The sequence below is a fragment of the Microbacterium sp. CBA3102 genome (genome assembly GCF_007954505.1).
Classification (GTDB): Bacteria; Actinomycetota; Actinomycetes; order Actinomycetales; family Microbacteriaceae; genus Microbacterium; species Microbacterium aurugineum.
On record NZ_CP042412.1, the window covers coordinates 153,834 to 170,068 of the forward strand.

The 16,235-nt window shown below is 65.2% G+C and carries 27 protein-coding genes; all 27 read right to left on the bottom strand.

What is annotated here, in order from left to right:
• Positions 1-64 precede the first annotated feature (64 nt).
• The 27 genes from infA to tuf all read right to left on the bottom strand — a co-directional run bounded on the left by infA (position 65) and on the right by tuf (position 16,073).
• Positions 65-286 carry a translation initiation factor IF-1 gene (gene infA / locus FGL91_RS00775; RefSeq protein ID WP_017201569.1) on the bottom strand — a complete coding sequence of 74 codons (222 nt, stop codon included), beginning with the start codon at positions 284-286 and terminating at the stop codon, positions 65-67.
• Between the two features lie 164 nt (positions 287-450).
• Positions 451-1,116 (bottom strand): DsbA family protein, encoded by a 666-nt coding sequence (locus tag FGL91_RS00780; RefSeq protein WP_153242812.1) that lies wholly within the window; start codon positions 1,114-1,116, stop codon positions 451-453.
• Positions 1,116-1,967, bottom strand: coding sequence for a type I methionyl aminopeptidase (gene map / locus FGL91_RS00785; protein ID WP_131492367.1), 852 nt, complete (start codon positions 1,965-1,967; stop codon positions 1,116-1,118). Before map ends, FGL91_RS00780 begins: the two co-directional genes overlap by 1 nt.
• 1 nt (position 1,968) lies before the next feature.
• Positions 1,969-2,574 (bottom strand): adenylate kinase, encoded by a 606-nt coding sequence (locus FGL91_RS00790; protein WP_153242813.1) that lies wholly within the window; start codon positions 2,572-2,574, stop codon positions 1,969-1,971.
• Entirely contained in the window at positions 2,571-3,893 is a 1,323-nt protein-coding gene (gene secY, locus FGL91_RS00795; RefSeq protein WP_047524101.1) for a preprotein translocase subunit SecY, read from the bottom strand. The genes FGL91_RS00790 and secY overlap by 4 nt, the downstream gene beginning before the upstream one ends.
• A gap of 183 nt (positions 3,894-4,076) precedes the next feature.
• Positions 4,077-4,712 (bottom strand): 50S ribosomal protein L15, encoded by a 636-nt coding sequence (gene rplO, locus FGL91_RS00800; protein ID WP_052193795.1) that lies wholly within the window; start codon positions 4,710-4,712, stop codon positions 4,077-4,079.
• Positions 4,712-4,897 carry a 50S ribosomal protein L30 gene (rpmD, locus tag FGL91_RS00805; RefSeq protein WP_017201575.1) on the bottom strand — a complete coding sequence of 62 codons (186 nt, stop codon included), beginning with the start codon at positions 4,895-4,897 and terminating at the stop codon, positions 4,712-4,714. The genes rplO and rpmD overlap by 1 nt, the downstream gene beginning before the upstream one ends.
• Positions 4,897-5,574 carry a 30S ribosomal protein S5 gene (gene rpsE / locus FGL91_RS00810; protein ID WP_269406194.1) on the bottom strand — a complete coding sequence of 226 codons (678 nt, stop codon included), beginning with the start codon at positions 5,572-5,574 and terminating at the stop codon, positions 4,897-4,899. The genes rpmD and rpsE overlap by 1 nt, the downstream gene beginning before the upstream one ends.
• Positions 5,575-5,594: 20 nt before the next feature.
• A complete protein-coding gene (gene rplR / locus FGL91_RS00815) occupies positions 5,595-5,954 on the bottom strand; it encodes a 50S ribosomal protein L18 (protein WP_017201578.1) in 360 nt (119 codons plus the stop codon).
• 2 nt (positions 5,955-5,956) lie between these two features.
• Positions 5,957-6,493: a 50S ribosomal protein L6 gene (rplF, locus tag FGL91_RS00820; RefSeq protein ID WP_047524102.1), complete on the bottom strand. Its 537-nt coding sequence runs from the start codon at positions 6,491-6,493 to the stop codon at positions 5,957-5,959.
• A 6-nt stretch (positions 6,494-6,499) separates the two neighbouring features.
• Entirely contained in the window at positions 6,500-6,898 is a 399-nt protein-coding gene (rpsH, locus tag FGL91_RS00825; RefSeq protein WP_047524103.1) for a 30S ribosomal protein S8, read from the bottom strand.
• 132 nt (positions 6,899-7,030) lie between these two features.
• On the bottom strand, positions 7,031-7,621 hold the full coding sequence (rplE, locus tag FGL91_RS00830) for a 50S ribosomal protein L5 (RefSeq protein ID WP_047524104.1): 591 nt from the start codon (positions 7,619-7,621) through the stop codon (positions 7,031-7,033).
• Positions 7,621-7,980: a 50S ribosomal protein L24 gene (gene rplX, locus FGL91_RS00835; RefSeq protein ID WP_047524105.1), complete on the bottom strand. Its 360-nt coding sequence runs from the start codon at positions 7,978-7,980 to the stop codon at positions 7,621-7,623. Before rplX ends, rplE begins: the two co-directional genes overlap by 1 nt.
• 2 nt (positions 7,981-7,982) lie before the next feature.
• Positions 7,983-8,351 carry a 50S ribosomal protein L14 gene (gene rplN / locus FGL91_RS00840; protein ID WP_017201583.1) on the bottom strand — a complete coding sequence of 123 codons (369 nt, stop codon included), beginning with the start codon at positions 8,349-8,351 and terminating at the stop codon, positions 7,983-7,985.
• A complete protein-coding gene (gene rpsQ, locus FGL91_RS00845) occupies positions 8,348-8,680 on the bottom strand; it encodes a 30S ribosomal protein S17 (protein ID WP_047524106.1) in 333 nt (110 codons plus the stop codon). The genes rplN and rpsQ overlap by 4 nt, the downstream gene beginning before the upstream one ends.
• Positions 8,680-8,997 (bottom strand): 50S ribosomal protein L29, encoded by a 318-nt coding sequence (gene rpmC / locus FGL91_RS00850; protein WP_017829202.1) that lies wholly within the window; start codon positions 8,995-8,997, stop codon positions 8,680-8,682. The genes rpsQ and rpmC overlap by 1 nt, the downstream gene beginning before the upstream one ends.
• A complete protein-coding gene (gene rplP / locus FGL91_RS00855) occupies positions 8,997-9,416 on the bottom strand; it encodes a 50S ribosomal protein L16 (protein ID WP_047524107.1) in 420 nt (139 codons plus the stop codon). The genes rpmC and rplP overlap by 1 nt, the downstream gene beginning before the upstream one ends.
• Positions 9,416-10,171 carry a 30S ribosomal protein S3 gene (gene rpsC / locus FGL91_RS00860; protein WP_017201587.1) on the bottom strand — a complete coding sequence of 252 codons (756 nt, stop codon included), beginning with the start codon at positions 10,169-10,171 and terminating at the stop codon, positions 9,416-9,418. The genes rplP and rpsC overlap by 1 nt, the downstream gene beginning before the upstream one ends.
• Positions 10,171-10,569, bottom strand: a complete 399-nt coding sequence (gene rplV / locus FGL91_RS00865; protein ID WP_021201121.1) for a 50S ribosomal protein L22 — start codon at positions 10,567-10,569, stop codon at positions 10,171-10,173. Before rplV ends, rpsC begins: the two co-directional genes overlap by 1 nt.
• The gene (gene rpsS, locus FGL91_RS00870; RefSeq protein WP_017829205.1) at positions 10,569-10,850 is read right to left on the bottom strand and encodes a 30S ribosomal protein S19; all 282 of its coding nucleotides are present in this window, start codon (positions 10,848-10,850) and stop codon (positions 10,569-10,571) included. Before rpsS ends, rplV begins: the two co-directional genes overlap by 1 nt.
• 12 nt (positions 10,851-10,862) lie before the next feature.
• Positions 10,863-11,702 carry a 50S ribosomal protein L2 gene (gene rplB / locus FGL91_RS00875; RefSeq protein WP_017201590.1) on the bottom strand — a complete coding sequence of 280 codons (840 nt, stop codon included), beginning with the start codon at positions 11,700-11,702 and terminating at the stop codon, positions 10,863-10,865.
• A gap of 20 nt (positions 11,703-11,722) precedes the next feature.
• Complete coding sequence (gene rplW / locus FGL91_RS00880) at positions 11,723-12,046, bottom strand: 50S ribosomal protein L23 (RefSeq protein WP_017829206.1); 324 nt, start codon at positions 12,044-12,046, stop codon at positions 11,723-11,725.
• On the bottom strand, positions 12,043-12,705 hold the full coding sequence (rplD, locus tag FGL91_RS00885) for a 50S ribosomal protein L4 (protein ID WP_047524108.1): 663 nt from the start codon (positions 12,703-12,705) through the stop codon (positions 12,043-12,045). The genes rplW and rplD overlap by 4 nt, the downstream gene beginning before the upstream one ends.
• A gap of 2 nt (positions 12,706-12,707) precedes the next feature.
• A complete protein-coding gene (rplC, locus tag FGL91_RS00890) occupies positions 12,708-13,367 on the bottom strand; it encodes a 50S ribosomal protein L3 (protein WP_047524109.1) in 660 nt (219 codons plus the stop codon).
• Between the two features lie 8 nt (positions 13,368-13,375).
• Positions 13,376-13,684: a 30S ribosomal protein S10 gene (gene rpsJ, locus FGL91_RS00895; RefSeq protein ID WP_017201594.1), complete on the bottom strand. Its 309-nt coding sequence runs from the start codon at positions 13,682-13,684 to the stop codon at positions 13,376-13,378.
• Positions 13,685-14,519: 835 nt separating this feature from the next.
• Complete coding sequence (locus FGL91_RS00900; RefSeq protein WP_153242814.1) at positions 14,520-14,732, bottom strand: hypothetical protein; 213 nt, start codon at positions 14,730-14,732, stop codon at positions 14,520-14,522.
• A gap of 150 nt (positions 14,733-14,882) precedes the next feature.
• A complete protein-coding gene (gene tuf, locus FGL91_RS00905) occupies positions 14,883-16,073 on the bottom strand; it encodes an elongation factor Tu (protein ID WP_047524110.1) in 1,191 nt (396 codons plus the stop codon).
• Between the last annotated feature and the right edge of the window lie 162 nt (positions 16,074-16,235).

Here is a 16,235-nt window from a genome sequence, read left to right on the forward strand (position 1 = left end):
GATGTTTCCTGTTCGCTGTCTTCGTACCGCCCCGGACAGGGGCAGGCCGTTACTTCTCGACCGATCAGCGGTAGCGGTAGACGATACGGCCGCGGGTCAGGTCGTAGGGGCTGAGCTCCACGACCACACGGTCCTCGGGGATGATACGGATGTAGTTCTGCCGCATCTTGCCGGAGATCGTTGCAAGGACCTTGTGTCCGTTGCTGAGCTCAACGCGGAACATCGCGTTGGGCAGAGCCTCGGAGATCACGCCCTCGATCTCGATGACACCGTCTTTCTTAGCCATAGCCTCGCTGACGCTTCTGCAGATCGGTCGATCTGCGGTGGGTGAATGGGTTGTGGTGCTGCACCGACGGACACGCCGAATCAAGGCACAAAGCACCAAAGATCTATGTTAGACGCTCGATTACCATCCGGCAACTCGGGCGTCCGGGGCGCGAAGCCGACCGGTCAGCCGATCAGCTGCTCCATCTTGGAGATGTCCCCGGCCTGGAGGTCGAGACGCTCGCCGTTGACCTCGATGGTCGGCGTCCCGCCGATCTCGTGGGCCTTCGCCTGCGCCGCACCGAACTTGCGGTACGTCTCGTCGGTGATGCACGAGACCGCGTCATCCGCACCGACCTGTGTCGCGAAGCCGGCGATCTGGTCGTTCGTGAGACCGGAGGAGTTCTCCGCCGGCTGGTTCTCGAACAGCGTCTTCGCGAAATCGAGGTACAGGTCAGGGTTCGACTCCGCGACGCAGAAGGCCGCACCGGCAGAGCGCGACGAGAAGTCCGTTCCCTGCGAATAGCGGTCGAGGATCGCGATCGGGTGGTACTCGAGCGTGATGCGCCCGTCTGCCGCAGCCGCCTCCAGCTGCTCTCCGTACTGATCCTCGAAGCTCTTGCAGATGGGGCACTGGAAGTCCAGGAACACCGCGACGGTGTCTTCACCGTCCCCGAAGGAGATCGCGCCCGTCTCCGGGTCGAACGTGTCGTTGGCACTGGGTGCGGCACCGGGCGAGGTCGCCTGGTTGTTGAGGAACACCACGAGTCCACCGATCGCCACCAGCACCACGACCACGGCGATGGAGACGCCGATCGCGAACCAGTTGGTGTTGCTCTTCGCCGCTGCCATTACTTTCCGATCTCTCGAGGCTCGACCCCGAACGGGGCGAGTCCGGCTCTTCCACCATCGGGCGCGGTCAGCACCCAGATACCTCCATCATGCAGGGCGACGCTATGTTCCCAATGGGAGCCATCGGTTCCGTCGACGGTCGTGACGGTCCAGTCATCCTCTTCGATGAAGGTCGCTTCTCCGCCCGCGGTGACCATCGGCTCGATCGCCAGCACGAGTCCCGGTTTGACGTCTTCCCCGCGATCAGGTGTGCGGTAGTTGAAGACGCTGGGGGCCTCGTGCATCTTGCGGCCGATGCCGTGACCGACGTACTCGCGAAGGATGCCGTACGGCTCACCGGAGACCGCGGAAGGGCCCTGCGCCTCGATGTACCCCTGGATGGCCGCACCGATCTCATCGATCGACGACGCGGATGCCATGGCGGCGATTCCGGCCCACATCGAGCCCTCCGTGACGCGCGAGAGCTCCTCGCGCTGGGCGACCAGTTCGGGCCGCTCCGGATCGGGCACCACGACGGTGATGGCACTGTCGCCGTTCCATCCCTGGAACTGCGCACCGCAGTCGACGGAGACGATGTCCCCCGGCTGCAGCACCCGCTCCCCCGGGATGCCGTGGACGACCTGCTCATTCACCGAGATGCAGGTGGTGTGGTGGTAGCCGCGCACGAGTTGGAAGTTGGACTCCGCACCGCGTGACAAGATCGCGCGGTTCGCGACGGTGTCGAGCTCCAGCGTGGTGACGCCGGCCTTGATCATCGGGCGGACGGCGTCCAGTGCTGCGGCGGTGATGAGCCCGGGCTCGACCATGGCTCGCAGTTGAGCCGGGGTCTTGTAGATCGACCGGCGGAACATCTCAGGAGGCGGAGGCCGCGAGACGCAGACCGCGCGCGGCCAGAGCATCCGCGATGCGCTCGGTGATCTCGTCGAGGGAGCCGACACCGTCGATGCGGTCGACGATGCCCTTGGCGCCGTAGACCTCGAGGATCGGCGCGGTCTCGCGCTCGTAGATGTCGAGGCGGTGGCCGATGGCCTCCGGGGTGTCATCCGAACGTCCCTGCTCGGTCGCGCGCAGGGACAGACGCGACAGGCTCTCCTCGCGCGGCACGTCGAGGAGGATGACGGCGTCGAGGGCCTCCCCCCGCTCCGCGAGGAACGACTCCAGGTGAGCGACCTGCGCGGTGTTGCGCGGGTACCCGTCGAGCAGGAAGCCCTGCGCGGCGTCGGGCTGCGAAAGCCGGTCGCGCACGATCTCGCTCGTCAGCTCGTCCGGAACGAGGTCGCCCTTGTCGAGGATCGCCGTGACCTGCTGGCCGAGGGGCGTGCCCTCCTTGGTGTTCGCGCGGAAGATGTCACCGGTCGACACGACCGGGATGCCGTAGGACTCGGCGATGCGCACGCCCTGCGTGCCCTTTCCGGAGCCCTGCGGACCGACGATGAGAAGACGTGCGGATGCTGTCATCGGAGAAGCCCTTCATAGTGACGCTGCTGGAGCTGCGCATCGATCTGCTTGACCGTCTCGAGACCGACACCGACGATGATCAGGATCGACGCGCCACCGAACGGGAAGTTCTGGTTGGCGCCGACCGTGGCCAGCGCGATCAGCGGGATGAGCGCGATGAGACCGAGGTACAGCGAGCCGGGAAGCGTGATGCGGGTGAGCACGTAGTCGAGGTACTCGGCCGTGGGACGCCCTGCACGGATGCCCGGGATGAAGCCGCCGTACTTCTTCATGTTGTCCGCGACCTCGACCGGGTTGAACGTGATCGCCACGTAGAAGTAGGTGAAGCCGATGATCAGCAGGAAGTACGCGGCCATGTAGACCGGGCTGTTGCCCGTCGTGAAGTTCGCGCTGATCCACGAGACCCAGGCGGGCGGCGTCGAGCCGTCCTGTGGGGTGTTGAACTGAGCGATGAGCGCAGGGATGTACAGCAGCGACGACGCGAAGATCACGGGGATCACACCCGCCATGTTGACCTTGATCGGGATGTAGGTGTTCGTCCCGCCGTAGGTACGGCGACCGACCATGCGCTTGGCGTACTGGACGGGGATCCTTCGCTGGGATTGCTCGACGAAGACGACGAGCCCCATCACGACGATTCCGACGAGCAGCACCAGGAGGAAGACCTCGAAGCCCTTGGTCTGCCAGATGAGCCCCATGGCGCCGGGGAACGTCGCGGCGATCGAGGTGAAGATGAGCAGGGACATGCCGTTGCCGATGCCGCGCTCGGTGACGAGCTCGGCGAACCACATGATCAGACCGGTACCGGCCGTCATCGCCATGATGATGAGCAGCTGCGCCCACCACACGTCGTTGGTCAGGAGCTGCTGGCAGGCCGCGAGATCTGTCGTCCCGAAGAGCTGACCGCTGCGCGCGACCGTGACGAGGGTCGTCGACTGGAGCAGCGCGAGAGCGATCGTGAGGTAGCGCGTGTACTGGGTCAGGCGGGCCTGACCGGCCTGACCTTCCTTGTGCAGCGCCTCGAAGTGCGGGATGACCACGCGCAGGAGCTGCGTGATGATCGTCGCGGTGATGTACGGCATGACGCCGAGCGCGAAGATCGACAGCTGCAGCAGCGCGCCACCGGAGAAGAGGTTGACCAGTCCGAGCAGACCATCGGTGCCCGCGTTGGCGGCGAGACACTCTTCGACGTTCGGGAAGTTCACGAACGGTGCCGGGACGTTGGAGCCGAGCCGGTAGATCGCGATGATGGCGAGGGTGAAACCGATCTTCCGACGCAGGTCGGGGGTGCGGAAGATCCGCGCGATGGCGCTAAACAAGGACGTTCCTCCTGAAAAGGTTGCCGATTCCCGAAGGACGGCTGAAAGACCAGGGTAACGCAAACCGGGCTTCCCGGAATTCGCCACCGATACCAGGCCCGCCGGATGCGGCCCCAGAGCGAGGTCTCGGAGTGTGAAACCACAAGAGGGGCCGGAGAATCTCCGGCCCCTCTTGCACTGCGGTTACTTGACGGATCCGCCCGCCGCGACGATCTTCTGCTCGGCGGAACCCGAGACCTTGTCGACCGAAACGGTGAGCTTCACGGCGATGTCGCCGTTACCGAGAACCTTGACCTTCTCGTTCTTGCGAACGGCACCCTTGGCGACCAGGTCGCCCACGGTGACGTCGCCACCCTTGGGGTACAGCTCCGCGAGCTTCTCCAGGTTCACGACCTGGTACTCCACGCGGAACGGGTTCTTGAACCCGCGCAGCTTCGGGGTGCGCATGTGCAGCGGCATCTGCCCACCCTCGAAGCCGACGCGAACGGTGTTGCGCGCCTTGGTGCCCTTGGTACCACGACCAGCGGTCTTACCCTTGGAGCCCTCACCACGGCCGACGCGAGTCTTGGCGGTGTTGGATCCGGGGACGGGACGCAGGTGGTGCACCTTCAGCACGCCGGGGCGGGACGCCGGAGCGTCCTTCGCGGGCGCAGCCTTCTTGGCAGCCGGCTTCTTGGCGGGAGCCTCAGCCTTGGCGTCGGCTGCTGCGCTCTTGGCCGGAGCCTTCTTCGCAGCAGGCTTCTTCTCGGCGGCAGCCTTGGGGGCTGCAGCCTTCTTCGGGGCCTTCTCAGCCTCGACGGCCTCGTTCTTCTCAGCCATTAGTCGATCTCCTCAACCTTGACGAGGTGGGCGACGGTCTTGACGTAACCGCGCGTCTGCGCGTCGTCGGGGCGGACGGTGGTGTCACCGATCCGCTTGAGACCGAGGCTGCGCAGCGTGTCGCGCTGGTTCTGCTTCTCGCTCACCTTGGACTTGATCTGCGTGACCTTCAGTCGCGCGGCCATCAGGCACCTACCTTCTGTGCGGCGATGGCCTCGGCCTCGGCGCGGACGAGACGCGCAGGGGCGACCTGGTCGAACTCGAGGCCACGACGTGCGGCGACCGCACGAGGCTCCTCGAGCTGCTTCAGGGCGGTGACCGTCGCGTGCACGATGTTGATCGTGTTCGACGAGCCGAGCGACTTCGACAGCACGTCGTGGATGCCGGCGCACTCGAGCACGGCGCGGACCGGACCACCGGCGATGACACCGGTACCGGCAGCGGCCGGGCGGAGCAGGACCACACCAGCGGCGGCCTCACCCTGCACGGGGTGCGGGATGGTGCTGCCGACGCGCGGAACGCGGAAGAAGTTGCGCTTGGCCTCTTCGACACCCTTCGAGATGGCCAGGGGGACCTCACGGGCCTTGCCGTAGCCGACGCCGACCAGACCGTTGCCGTCACCGACGACCACGAGAGCGGTGAAGCTGAAGCGACGACCACCCTTCACGACCTTCGAGACACGGTTGATGGTGACGACGCGCTCCAGGAACTGGTTGTCACCACGGTCGCGCGAGTTGCGGTCGCGGCCACCCTGGTTGCGGTCACCACGGCCACCACGGCGGCCGTCGCGCTGATCGCGAGTCGGCTCTGCCTGCGTGGTGCCTGCAGCCGTCTCGGAAGTGGCAGCAGCCGCTTCGGTCACTTCGTTCTCCTTGTTGTCACTCACAGTGCCAGACCCCCCTCACGGGCGCCGTCGGCGATGGCGGCGACACGACCGGCGTAGCGGTTGCCGCCACGGTCGAACACTGCCTCGGAAACGCCTGCGGCCTTCGCGCGCTCGGCGAGGAGCTCGCCGACCTTGCGGGCCTTGGCGGTCTTGTCACCCTCGAGCGAGCGCAGGTCGGTCTCGAGCGTCGAAGCCGACGCGACGGTGTGACCCTTGCTGTCGTCGACCAGCTGCACGAAGACGTGGCGGGCCGAACGGTTGACGACGAGACGCGGACGCGCCTCGGTGCCGACGACCTTCTTGCGAAGGCGGGCGTGACGACGCGCGCGGGCGTCAGACTTTGACTTGAGAGCCATGGTTACTTACCACTCTTTCCGGCCTTGCGACGCACGTTCTCGCCGGCGTAGCGCACACCCTTGCCCTTGTACGGCTCAGGCTTGCGGATCTTGCGGATGTTCGCAGCTGCCTCACCGACAGCCTGCTTGTCGATCCCGCTGACGGTGAGCTTGGTGGTGCCCTCGACCGTGAGCGTGATGCCGGCGGGCGGGTCGACCAGGACCGGGTGCGAGAAGCCGAGGGCGAACTCGACCGAGCTCCCCTTCTGCTGCACGCGGTAACCGGTGCCGACGACCTCGAGACCCTTGGTGTATCCCTGGGTCACGCCGATGATGTTGTTGTTGATGAGCGTGCGGGTCAGGCCGTGAAGCGACCGCGACTCGCGCTCGTCGTCGGGACGGGAGACCAGAACCTGGTTCTCCTCGACCGCGACCTCGATGGGGCTGGCCACCGTGAGGGTGAGCTCACCCTTGGGGCCCTTCACCGCGACCTCACGGCCGTCGACCGAAACGGTCACGCCCGCAGGAACGTCGATGGGAAGTCGTCCAATACGCGACATTTCGAATTACCACACGTAGGCGAGAACTTCTCCGCCCACGCCCTTCTGCTCAGCCTGACGGTCGGTGAGAAGACCGGAGGAAGTGGACAGGATGGCCACGCCGAGGCCGCCGAGGACCGTGGGCAGCTCGGTCGACTTCGCGTAGACGCGGAGACCGGGCTTCGAGACGCGCTTGATGCCGGCGATGGAGCGCTCACGGTTGGGACCGTACTTCAGCGTCAGCGTGAGGTTCTTCCCGACGCGAGCGTCAGAGGTCTCCCAACCGGCGATGTAGCCCTCCTGCTGGAGGATCTCAGCGATGTGCGTCTTGAGCTTGCTCGACGGCAGGGTCACGGAATCGTGGTGCGCCGAGTTCGCGTTGCGCAGACGGGTCAGCAGATCTGCGACCGGGTCTGTCATTGTCATTGTTGTTTTCCTTTGTTCATGAGGTTCCGGCTGCCGTTACACGACAGACGGCCTGCGATGACACGCAATTTTCAATTGTACGTGCACATCGACGGGCTCAGTGACACGAGACCACTGAGCCCGTCAAGGGTGTTACGCCTGTGCGTCTTCCGAGCGGAACGGGAAGCCGAGGTGGCGGAGCAGTGCCCGACCCTCGTCATCCGTCTTCGCGGTGGTGACGACGGTGATGTCGAAACCGCGAACCCGGTCGATCTTGTCCTGATCGATCTCGTGGAACACGCTCTGCTCCTGGAGACCGAAGGTGTAGTTGCCGTTGCCGTCGAACTGCTTGGCCGAGAGACCGCGGAAGTCGCGGATTCGGGGCAGAGCGAGCGAGACGAGGCGGTCGACGAACTCCCACGCGCGGTCACCACGGAGGGTGACGTGCGCGCCGATGGCCTGACCCTCACGCAGCTTGAACTGCGCGATGGACTTGCGGGCCTTCGTGACGATCGGCTTCTGGCCGGTGATCTTGGTGAGGTCGTCGACCGCGCCATCGATCACCTTGCTGTCGCGAGCTGCCTCGCCGACACCGGTGTTCACGACGACCTTGACCAGTCCGGGGATCTGCATGACGTTCGAGTAACCGAACTCTTCCTGCATCGCCTTCTTGATCTCGGTGTTGTACTTCTGCTTCAGGCGCGGCTGGATCTTGCCAGCCGGCGCGGCAGTGTCGGTGCTCATCAGAGGTCCTTACCGCTCTTCTTCGCGTAGCGCACGCGGACGGTGCGCTTCACGCCGTCCTTCGTCTGCTCCTCGACCCGGTGGCCGACCTTGGTCGGCTTCTTGGTCGAGGGGTCGACGAGTGCGACGTTCGAGATGTGGATGGAGGCTTCGACGGTCTCGAGGCCTCCGGTCTTGGTGCCACGCTGCGTCTGTCCGACGCGGGTGTGCTTGGTGACGTAGTTCACGCCTTCGACGATGACGCGGTTCTTGTCGGAAAGGACGTCGAGGACCTTGCCCTGCTTACCGCGGTCGCCGCCACGCTCCTGCGTGGCACCCGTGATGACCTGAACCAGGTCACCCTTCTTGATCTTCGCCATGATTAGATGACCTCCGGCGCCAGCGAGACGATCTTCATGAACTTCTTGTCACGAAGCTCACGACCGACCGGTCCGAAGATACGGGTGCCGCGGGGCTCCCCGTCGTTCTTCAGGATCACGGCGGCGTTCTCGTCGAACTTGATGTAGGAGCCGTCCGGACGACGGACCTCCTTCTTGGTGCGGACGATGACCGCCTTGACGACGTCGCCCTTCTTGACGTTGCCACCGGGGATCGCGTCCTTGACGGTCGCGACGATGGTGTCGCCGAGGCCCGCGTAGCGGCGCTTCGAGCCACCGAGAACGCGGATCGTGAGCAGCTCCTTGGCGCCGGTGTTGTCGGCGACCTTGAGTCGGGATTCCTGCTGGATCACTTGGCCTTCTCCAGAATCTCCACCAGGCGCCAGCGCTTCGTGGCGCTGAGCGGGCGGGTCTCGTTGATCAGGACCAGGTCGCCGATGCCGGCGGTGTTCGCCTCATCGTGCGCCTTGACCTTCGAGGTGCGGCGGATGACCTTGCCGTAAAGCGGGTGCTTCACGCGGTCCTCGACCTCGACCACGATGGTCTTGTCCATCTTGTCGCTGACGACGTAGCCGCGACGCGCCTTGCGGTAACCGCGTGCAGCGGTGTCGCGGACGTCGTGCTCGGACGACTCGTGTCCTGCGGCCTGCGTCTCCGCAGTCGCTTCCTTCTTGGTGGCCATCACTCAGCCTCTTCCTTCACGGCGTCGTCGGCGGAGTCCGCCTTCTTCGCCTTCGACTTGGTCGCCTTCTTGGCCGGAGCCTCGACCGGAGCGGGCGTCGCACGGATGCCCAGCTCACGCTCGCGGATCACGGTGTAGAGACGCGCGATGTCGCGCTTGACGGCGCGGATGCGGCCGTGGCTCTCCAGCTGGCCGGTGGCCGACTGGAAACGGAGGTTGAACAGCTCCTCCTTGGCCTTGCGCAGCTCCTCGACGAGGCGCTGGTCTTCGAATGTGTCGAGCTCTGCCGGGGCGAGCTCCTTGGTGCCGATCGCCATTACGCGTCGCCCTCCTCGCGCTTGATGATGCGTGCCTTGAGCGGCAGCTTGTGAATTGCTCGGGTCAGAGCTTCGCGAGCGAGCTGCTCGTCGACACCCGCGACCTCGAAGAGGACACGGCCCGGCTTGACGTTGGCGACCCACCACTCGGGGGAACCCTTACCGGAACCCATGCGGGTCTCGGCAGGCTTCTTCGTGAGCGGACGGTCGGGGTAGATGTTGATCCACACCTTTCCACCACGCTTGATGTGACGGGTCATCGCGATACGAGCGGACTCGATCTGACGGTTCGTCACGTAAGCGGGCGAAAGCGCCTGGATACCGTACTCGCCGAAGGAGACCTTCGTGCCGCCGGTGGCCTGACCCGAGCGCCCGGGGTGGTGCTGCTTGCGGAACTTGACCTTACGGGGGATGAGCATTATGCCGACGCTCCTTCTGCGACAGGTGCCTCGTTGCGCGGGGCACGGCGGCGGTCGCCACCACGGTCGTCACGACGAGCCTTGGGTGCGTTGGCCTGCTCGCGAGCGAGCTCCTTCGCGGTCAGGTCGCCCTTGTAGATCCAGACCTTCACGCCGATGCGGCCGAAGGTGGTCTTCGCCTCGTAGAAGCCGTAGTCGATGTTCGCGCGCAGCGTGTGCAGCGGCACACGACCCTCGCGGTAGAACTCCGAACGGCTCATCTCGGCGCCGCCGAGGCGGCCGGAGACCTGAATACGGATGCCCTTGGCGCCGGCGCGCTGAGCGCCCTGCAGACCCTTGCGCATCGCACGACGGAACGCCACACGAGCAGAGAGCTGCTCGGCGATGCCCTGCGCGACGAGCTGAGCGTCGGCCTCGGGGTTCTTGACCTCGAGGATGTTCAGCTGGATCTGCTTGCCCGAGAGCTTCTCGAGGTCGCCGCGGATGCGCTCGGCCTCGGCTCCACGACGACCGATCACGATGCCCGGACGGGCGGTGTGGATGTCGACGCGGACGCGGTCACGGGTGCGCTCGATCTCGATGTTCGAGACACCGGCGCGGTCGAGCTGCGTCTTGAGCAGGTTGCGGATCTTGATGTCCTCGGCGACGTAGTCGGCGTAACGCTGCCCCGGCTTCGTCGAGTCAGAGAACCAACGCGAGACGTGGTCCGTCGTGATGCCGAGACGGAAGCCGTACGGGTTTACCTTCTGTCCCATTACTTGCTCGCCTTCTTGTTGCTGTCGCCCGTGGCGGCCGGAGCTGCCTCAGGCGTCGAGAGCACGACCGTGATGTGGCTCGTGCGCTTCTTGATCTGGAAAGCGCGACCCTGTGCACGGGGCTGGAAACGCTTGAGCGTCGTGCCCTCGTCGACGTACGCGTTCGCCACGTACAGGTCCTGCTCGTCGAGGAATTCGCCGTCGCGATCCGCCTTCACCTGCGCGTTGGCCATGGCCGACGCGACAAGCTTGTAGATCGGCTCGCTGGCGCTCTGCTGCGCGAACTTCAGGATGGCGAGAGCCTCCTGAGCCTGCTTGCCCTTGATGAGCGCGACGACACGGCGAGCCTTCTGAGGGGTCACGCGGATGTGTCGCACGCGTGCGATCGATTCGACCATTAGCGGCGCCGCCCCTTCTTGTCGTCCTTCTCGTGACCGCGGAAGGTGCGGGTGGGCGCGAACTCGCCCAGCTTGTGACCGACCATGGTCTCGGACACGAACACAGGGATGTGCTTGCGTCCGTCGTGGACCGCGATCGTGTGACCCAGCATGGCCGGGATGATCATGGACCGACGGGACCAGGTCTTGATGACGTTCTTGGTGCCGGCTTCGTTCTGCACGACCACCTTGCGAAGCAGGTGATCGTCGACGAAGGGGCCCTTCTTAAGACTGCGAGGCATCTTCTCTTACTCCTACTTGCGCTTCTTGCCGGCGTTACGACGACGCACGATGTACTTGTCGCTTTCCTTGTTGGCGTGACGGGTACGACCCTCCGCCTGGCCCCACGGGGAGACGGGGTGACGACCACCGGAGGTCTTACCCTCACCACCACCGTGCGGGTGGTCGACCGGGTTCATCGCGACACCACGGACCGTCGGGCGGACGCCCTTCCAGCGCATACGGCCGGCCTTGCCCCAGTTGATGTTCGACTGCTCGGCGTTGCCGACCTCGCCGATGGTCGCGCGGCAGCGCGCATCGACGTTGCGGATCTCACCCGAGGGGAGACGCAGCTGGGCGTAGGGGCCGTCCTTGGCGACGAGACGGACGGATGCACCGGCCGAACGTGCCATCTTCGCGCCGCCGCCGGGGCGGAGCTCGATCGCGTGGATGACGGTACCGGTGGGGATGTTCTTCAGCGGGAGGTTGTTACCCGGCTTGATGTCAGCCCCGGCACCCGACTCGACGATGTCGCCCTGCTTCAGCTTCGCCGGAGCGAGGATGTAGCGCTTCTCACCGTCGAAGTAGTGCAGCAGCGCGATGCGCGCGGTGCGGTTGGGGTCGTACTCGATGTGAGCGACCTTGGCGTTGACGCCGTCCTTGTCATTGCGACGGAAGTCGATGACGCGGTACTGGCGCTTGTGGCCACCACCGATGTGACGGGTCGTGATGCGGCCCTGGTTGTTGCGACCACCGGTCTTCGAGAGCGGGCGCAGCAGCGACTTCTCCGGCGTCGATCGAGTGATCTCGGCGAAGTCAGCCACCGACGAGCCGCGACGGCCCGGGGTCGTGGGCTTGTACTTGCGAATAGCCATGATTGTCCTTATCCCCCGGATCAGCCGATTGCCGTGAAGATGTCGATGGTGCCCGACTTCAGGGTGACGATGGCGCGCTTGGTGTCCTTGCGCTTGCCGGTTCCGAAGCGGGTGCGGCGAGCCTTGCCGACGCGGTTGAGGGTGTTGACCCCTGCGACCTTGACGCCGAAGATCTTCTCGATGGCGAGCTTGATCTCGGTCTTCGAAGCGCGCGGGTCGACGAGGAAGGTGTACTTTCCTTCATCGATGAGCCCGTAGCTCTTCTCGGACACGACCGGCTTCAGGATGATGTCGCGCGGGTCCTTGTTCAGGGCCGTCTGGAGAACAGATGCCTGCTCGCTCATGCGGAGACCTCCTGGTTGGCGCCGGACTTGGAGGCGATGAAGCCCTCGAGCGCGGCCTGGGTGAAGACGATGTCGTCGGAGACGAGCACGTCGTATGCGTTGAGCTGGTCGAACGTCAGCACGTGCAGGTTCGACAGGTTGCGGATGCTCTTCAGCGTCACGTCGTCGCCCCGCTCGATGACGACGAGCACGTTCTTCGACGAGACGACGTTGGTGAGGAAGCTCACCGCGGTCTTGGTCGAGGGCGTGCCGTCGATCCCGAAGGAGTCGATGGCGTGGATGCGGTCTCCGCGGAAGCGGTCGCTGAGCGCGCCCAGCAGGGCGGCGGCGATCATCTTCTTGGGGGTGCGCTGCGAGTAGTCACGCGGCTTCGGGCCGTGGACGATGCCACCACCGGTCATGTGGGGCGCGCGGATGGAACCCTGACGGGCGTTACCCGTGCCCTTCTGCTTGAAGGGCTTGCGGCCGGCACCGGAGACCTCGCCACGACGCTTGGTCGAGTGCGTGCCCTGGCGTGCCGCCGCGAGCTGCGCGACGACGACCTGGTGGATGAGCGGGATGTTCGTCTTGGCGTCGAACAGGGCGGCGGGAAGCTCGATGGAGCCTGCCTTCTTGCCGTCTGCCTTGAGGACGTCGAGCGCGAGAGTGGAGTCAGCCATGATCAGGCACCCTTCACTGCGTTGCGGACATAGACGATGCGACCACGAGCACCGGGGACGGCGCCCTTGACGAGCATGAGTCCCTTCTCGATGTCGATGGCGTGCACCGTGAGGTTGAGGACGGTCACGCGCTCGCCACCCATACGGCCGGCCATGCGCATGCCCTTGAAGACGCGGCTCGGGGTCGACGATGCGCCGATGGAGCCGGGCTTGCGGTGGTTGCGGTGTGCACCGTGCGAAGCCGAGACGCCCTTGAAGTTGTGGCGCTTCATGACACCGGCGAAGCCCTTGCCCTTGCTCGTGCCGACGACGTCGACGAGCTGGCCTGCCTCGAAGGTGCCGTCGACCGTGAGCTCCTGGCCCAGGGTGTAGTCGCCGGCGTCCGCGGTGCGGATCTCGGTGACGTGACGACGCGGCGTGACGCCGGCTGCCTCGAAGTGAGCGGAGAGCGGCTTGTTCACCTTGCGGGGGTCGATCTGGCCGTAGGCGATCTGCACGGCGTTGTAGCCGTCCTTCTCGGGGGTACGGACCTGGGTGACCACGTTCGGTGCCAGCTCGATGACGGTGACGGGAACGAGCTTGCCGCTCTCGTTCCAGACCTGGGTCATGCCGAGCTTCGTGCCGAGCATGCCCTTGGAAACCTTGGAATTGATGTCAGCCATGTCGAACCTCAGAGCTTGATCTCGATGTTGACATCGGCCGGCAGGTCGAGACGCATCAGCGAGTCGACAGCCTTGGGCGTCGGGTCGACGATGTCGATCAGACGCTTGTGGGTGCGCATCTCGAAGTGCTCGCGGCTGTCCTTGTACTTGTGGGGCGACCGGATGACGCACACGACGTTCTTCTCGGTCGGAAGGGGCACGGGGCCGACGACGGTTGCGCCCGCACGGGTCACGGTGTCGACGATCTTGCGTGCGGACGTGTCGATGACCTCGTGGTCATACGACTTCAGGCGAATGCGGATCTTCTGTCCCGCCATTGTCTGCTCTCTCTCTTTAGGCGTCTTACCGTCCGGGACCGGGTGGCCCTGGGGCATTGGACGCACGTCGGCGCTGTTCGCGCCTCGGCACGAGAACGGCTCTCACGAGTCGATCTGCTGCACCACTGTTCTTCTGTCAGCCGGAAGCCGCGAGGCGACCGGATGCCGACCTTCCACCGCGCACGGCGGAACCCTTCATCATGAGGGGGTGTCGGGGTGTGTTCTGCTACCCGCGGCCTAGAACCCTGCGCCGTCCCGGAGGAGGCGCCGTCTATGCACTGCCCTGGCAGTGATCCGTTGCACGCACAGCGGCAACGGAATATCGAACCTGTCTATTCTGCCACGGCCGATTTCACTTCTGCAAACCCGGGCGTGTCGCGGTCGTCTCGCCGCGCCTCAGACGCGCGGCGGAGACGTCAGATCGCAGGAGATAGCGGGGCGAGGCATCCCCATGCCTCGCCCCGCTTGGGGAGGGCGTTCAGTGCGAGGGGGCACACCGAACGCGAGTAGCCCGGCGTGAAGGGACGCCGAGCTCCTCGACCGAGGGCGCGGCGGAAGACCCGCCGCGCAGGCAGGGAGACGCTCAGGCGCAGTGGCTGCGCGCGTCGCACGATGATCCCCAAGATCGCATATCCCCAGTTTGGACGCGGATGACCGCGTGTTCCCGGAAGCCGAACCCCTTCGGCTTCCATGACCGCAAGATCCCCAGGCGGTCGAGACGATCTTACTCGATGCAGGAGCGAATCCGCCACATTTGACACCGGGTCTCACCGCCCGGCACCGAAAAGCGGCGCCCCACCACCGGTGGGGCGCCGCTCAGCGACGACGGGCGAGGCTACTCGTTGCCGACGGCCTTGTCCGCGCTGTCCCGGATCTCTTCGATCTTGTCCGCCGCGCCGGGTGCGATCTTCTTCGCGAAGTCGGCGACACCGTCGAGCACCTTGTCGCTGATGTCCTCCGCCTGCTCGCTCTTCACGGCTTCGGCGATCTTGTCCTTGTTCTGCTCGTAGAGGTCCTTGCCCTTGTTCACGGCGTCCTCGATACCCATGTGACTCCCCTTCTGAGACGTGTGCGGTCGTCCGATCGGGGCGACCACACTCATTGTGCATGTCCACCCCGCCGAAGGGAACCCTCGCCGCCCGCCCACGACAAAGGGGCCGGACCCGAAGGCCCGACCCCTTTGCGAGGAAGCAGATGCTTACTTGATGATCTTCGTGACCGTACCGGCGCCGACGGTACGTCCACCCTCACGGATGGCGAAGCCGAGGCCCTCCTCCATGGCGATCGGCTGGATCAGCTCGACCGTCATGTCGGTGGTGTCGCCGGGCATGACCATCTCGGTGCCCTCGGGCAGCGAGATGACGCCGGTGACGTCGGTGGTGCGGAAGTAGAACTGCGGGCGGTAGTTCGTGTAGAACGGGTTGTGACGGCCACCCTCGTCCTTCGACAGGATGTACGCGGTGCCCTCGAAGTCGGTGTGCGGCGTGACCGAACCCGGCTTGACGATGACCTGACCGCGCTCGACGTCTTCACGCTTGGTACCGCGGAGCAGCAGACCACAGTTCTCGCCGGCCCAGGCCTCGTCGAGCTGCTTGTGGAACATCTCGATACCCGTGACCGTGGTCTTGACGGTCGGACGGAGTCCGACGATCTCGACCTCGGAGTTGATGGCCAGCGTGCCACGCTCGGCGCGACCCGTGACGACGGTTCCACGGCCGGTGATCGTGAAGACGTCCTCGACGGGCATCAGGAACGGCTTGTCGCGGTCACGCTCCGGGTCCGGAACGCTGTCGTCGACGGCCTGCATCAGGTCCAGGATCGCCTGGACCCACTTCTCGTCGCCCTCGAGGGCCTTGAGAGCGGAGACGCGGACGACAGGAGCGTCCTCGTCGAAGCCCTGGCCGGCGAGCAGCTCGCGGACCTCGAGCTCGACGAGCTCCAGGATCTCCTCGTCGTCGACCATGTCGGACTTGTTCAGCGCGACGAGCAGGTAGGGAACGCCGACCTGCTTGGCGAGCAGCACGTGCTCACGCGTCTGAGCCATCGGGCCGTCGGTGGCGGCGACCACGAGGATCGCGCCGTCCATCTGAGCCGCACCGGTGATCATGTTCTTGACGTAGTCGGCGTGGCCGGGAGCGTCGACGTGCGCGTAGTGGCGCTTCGGGGTCTCGTACTCGATGTGCGAGATGTTGATGGTGATACCACGCTGGCGCTCTTCCGGCGCCGAGTCGATGGAAGCGAAGTCACGCTGCACGTTGGTGTCGGACGGGTACTTGTCAGCAAGCACCTTCGAGATCGCTGCGGAGAGCGTGGTCTTGCCGTGGTCGACGTGACCGATCGTTCCGATGTTGACGTGCGGCTTGGTCCGCTCGAACTTGGCCTTAGCCACTGGGTCCTCCTCAGGACGTCGTTGTAGAGGTGACCGGGCACTGGTTTGCGACCGGTTCTCTACGGGTTAGGTTCTCAGTTTAGTAGAGAGGGAATGTGAAGTTGTAGGTGACCTGGGAACCCCGCGGCGCTTCGCCGTGCTCGGCGCCGCGGGGAACCCAGA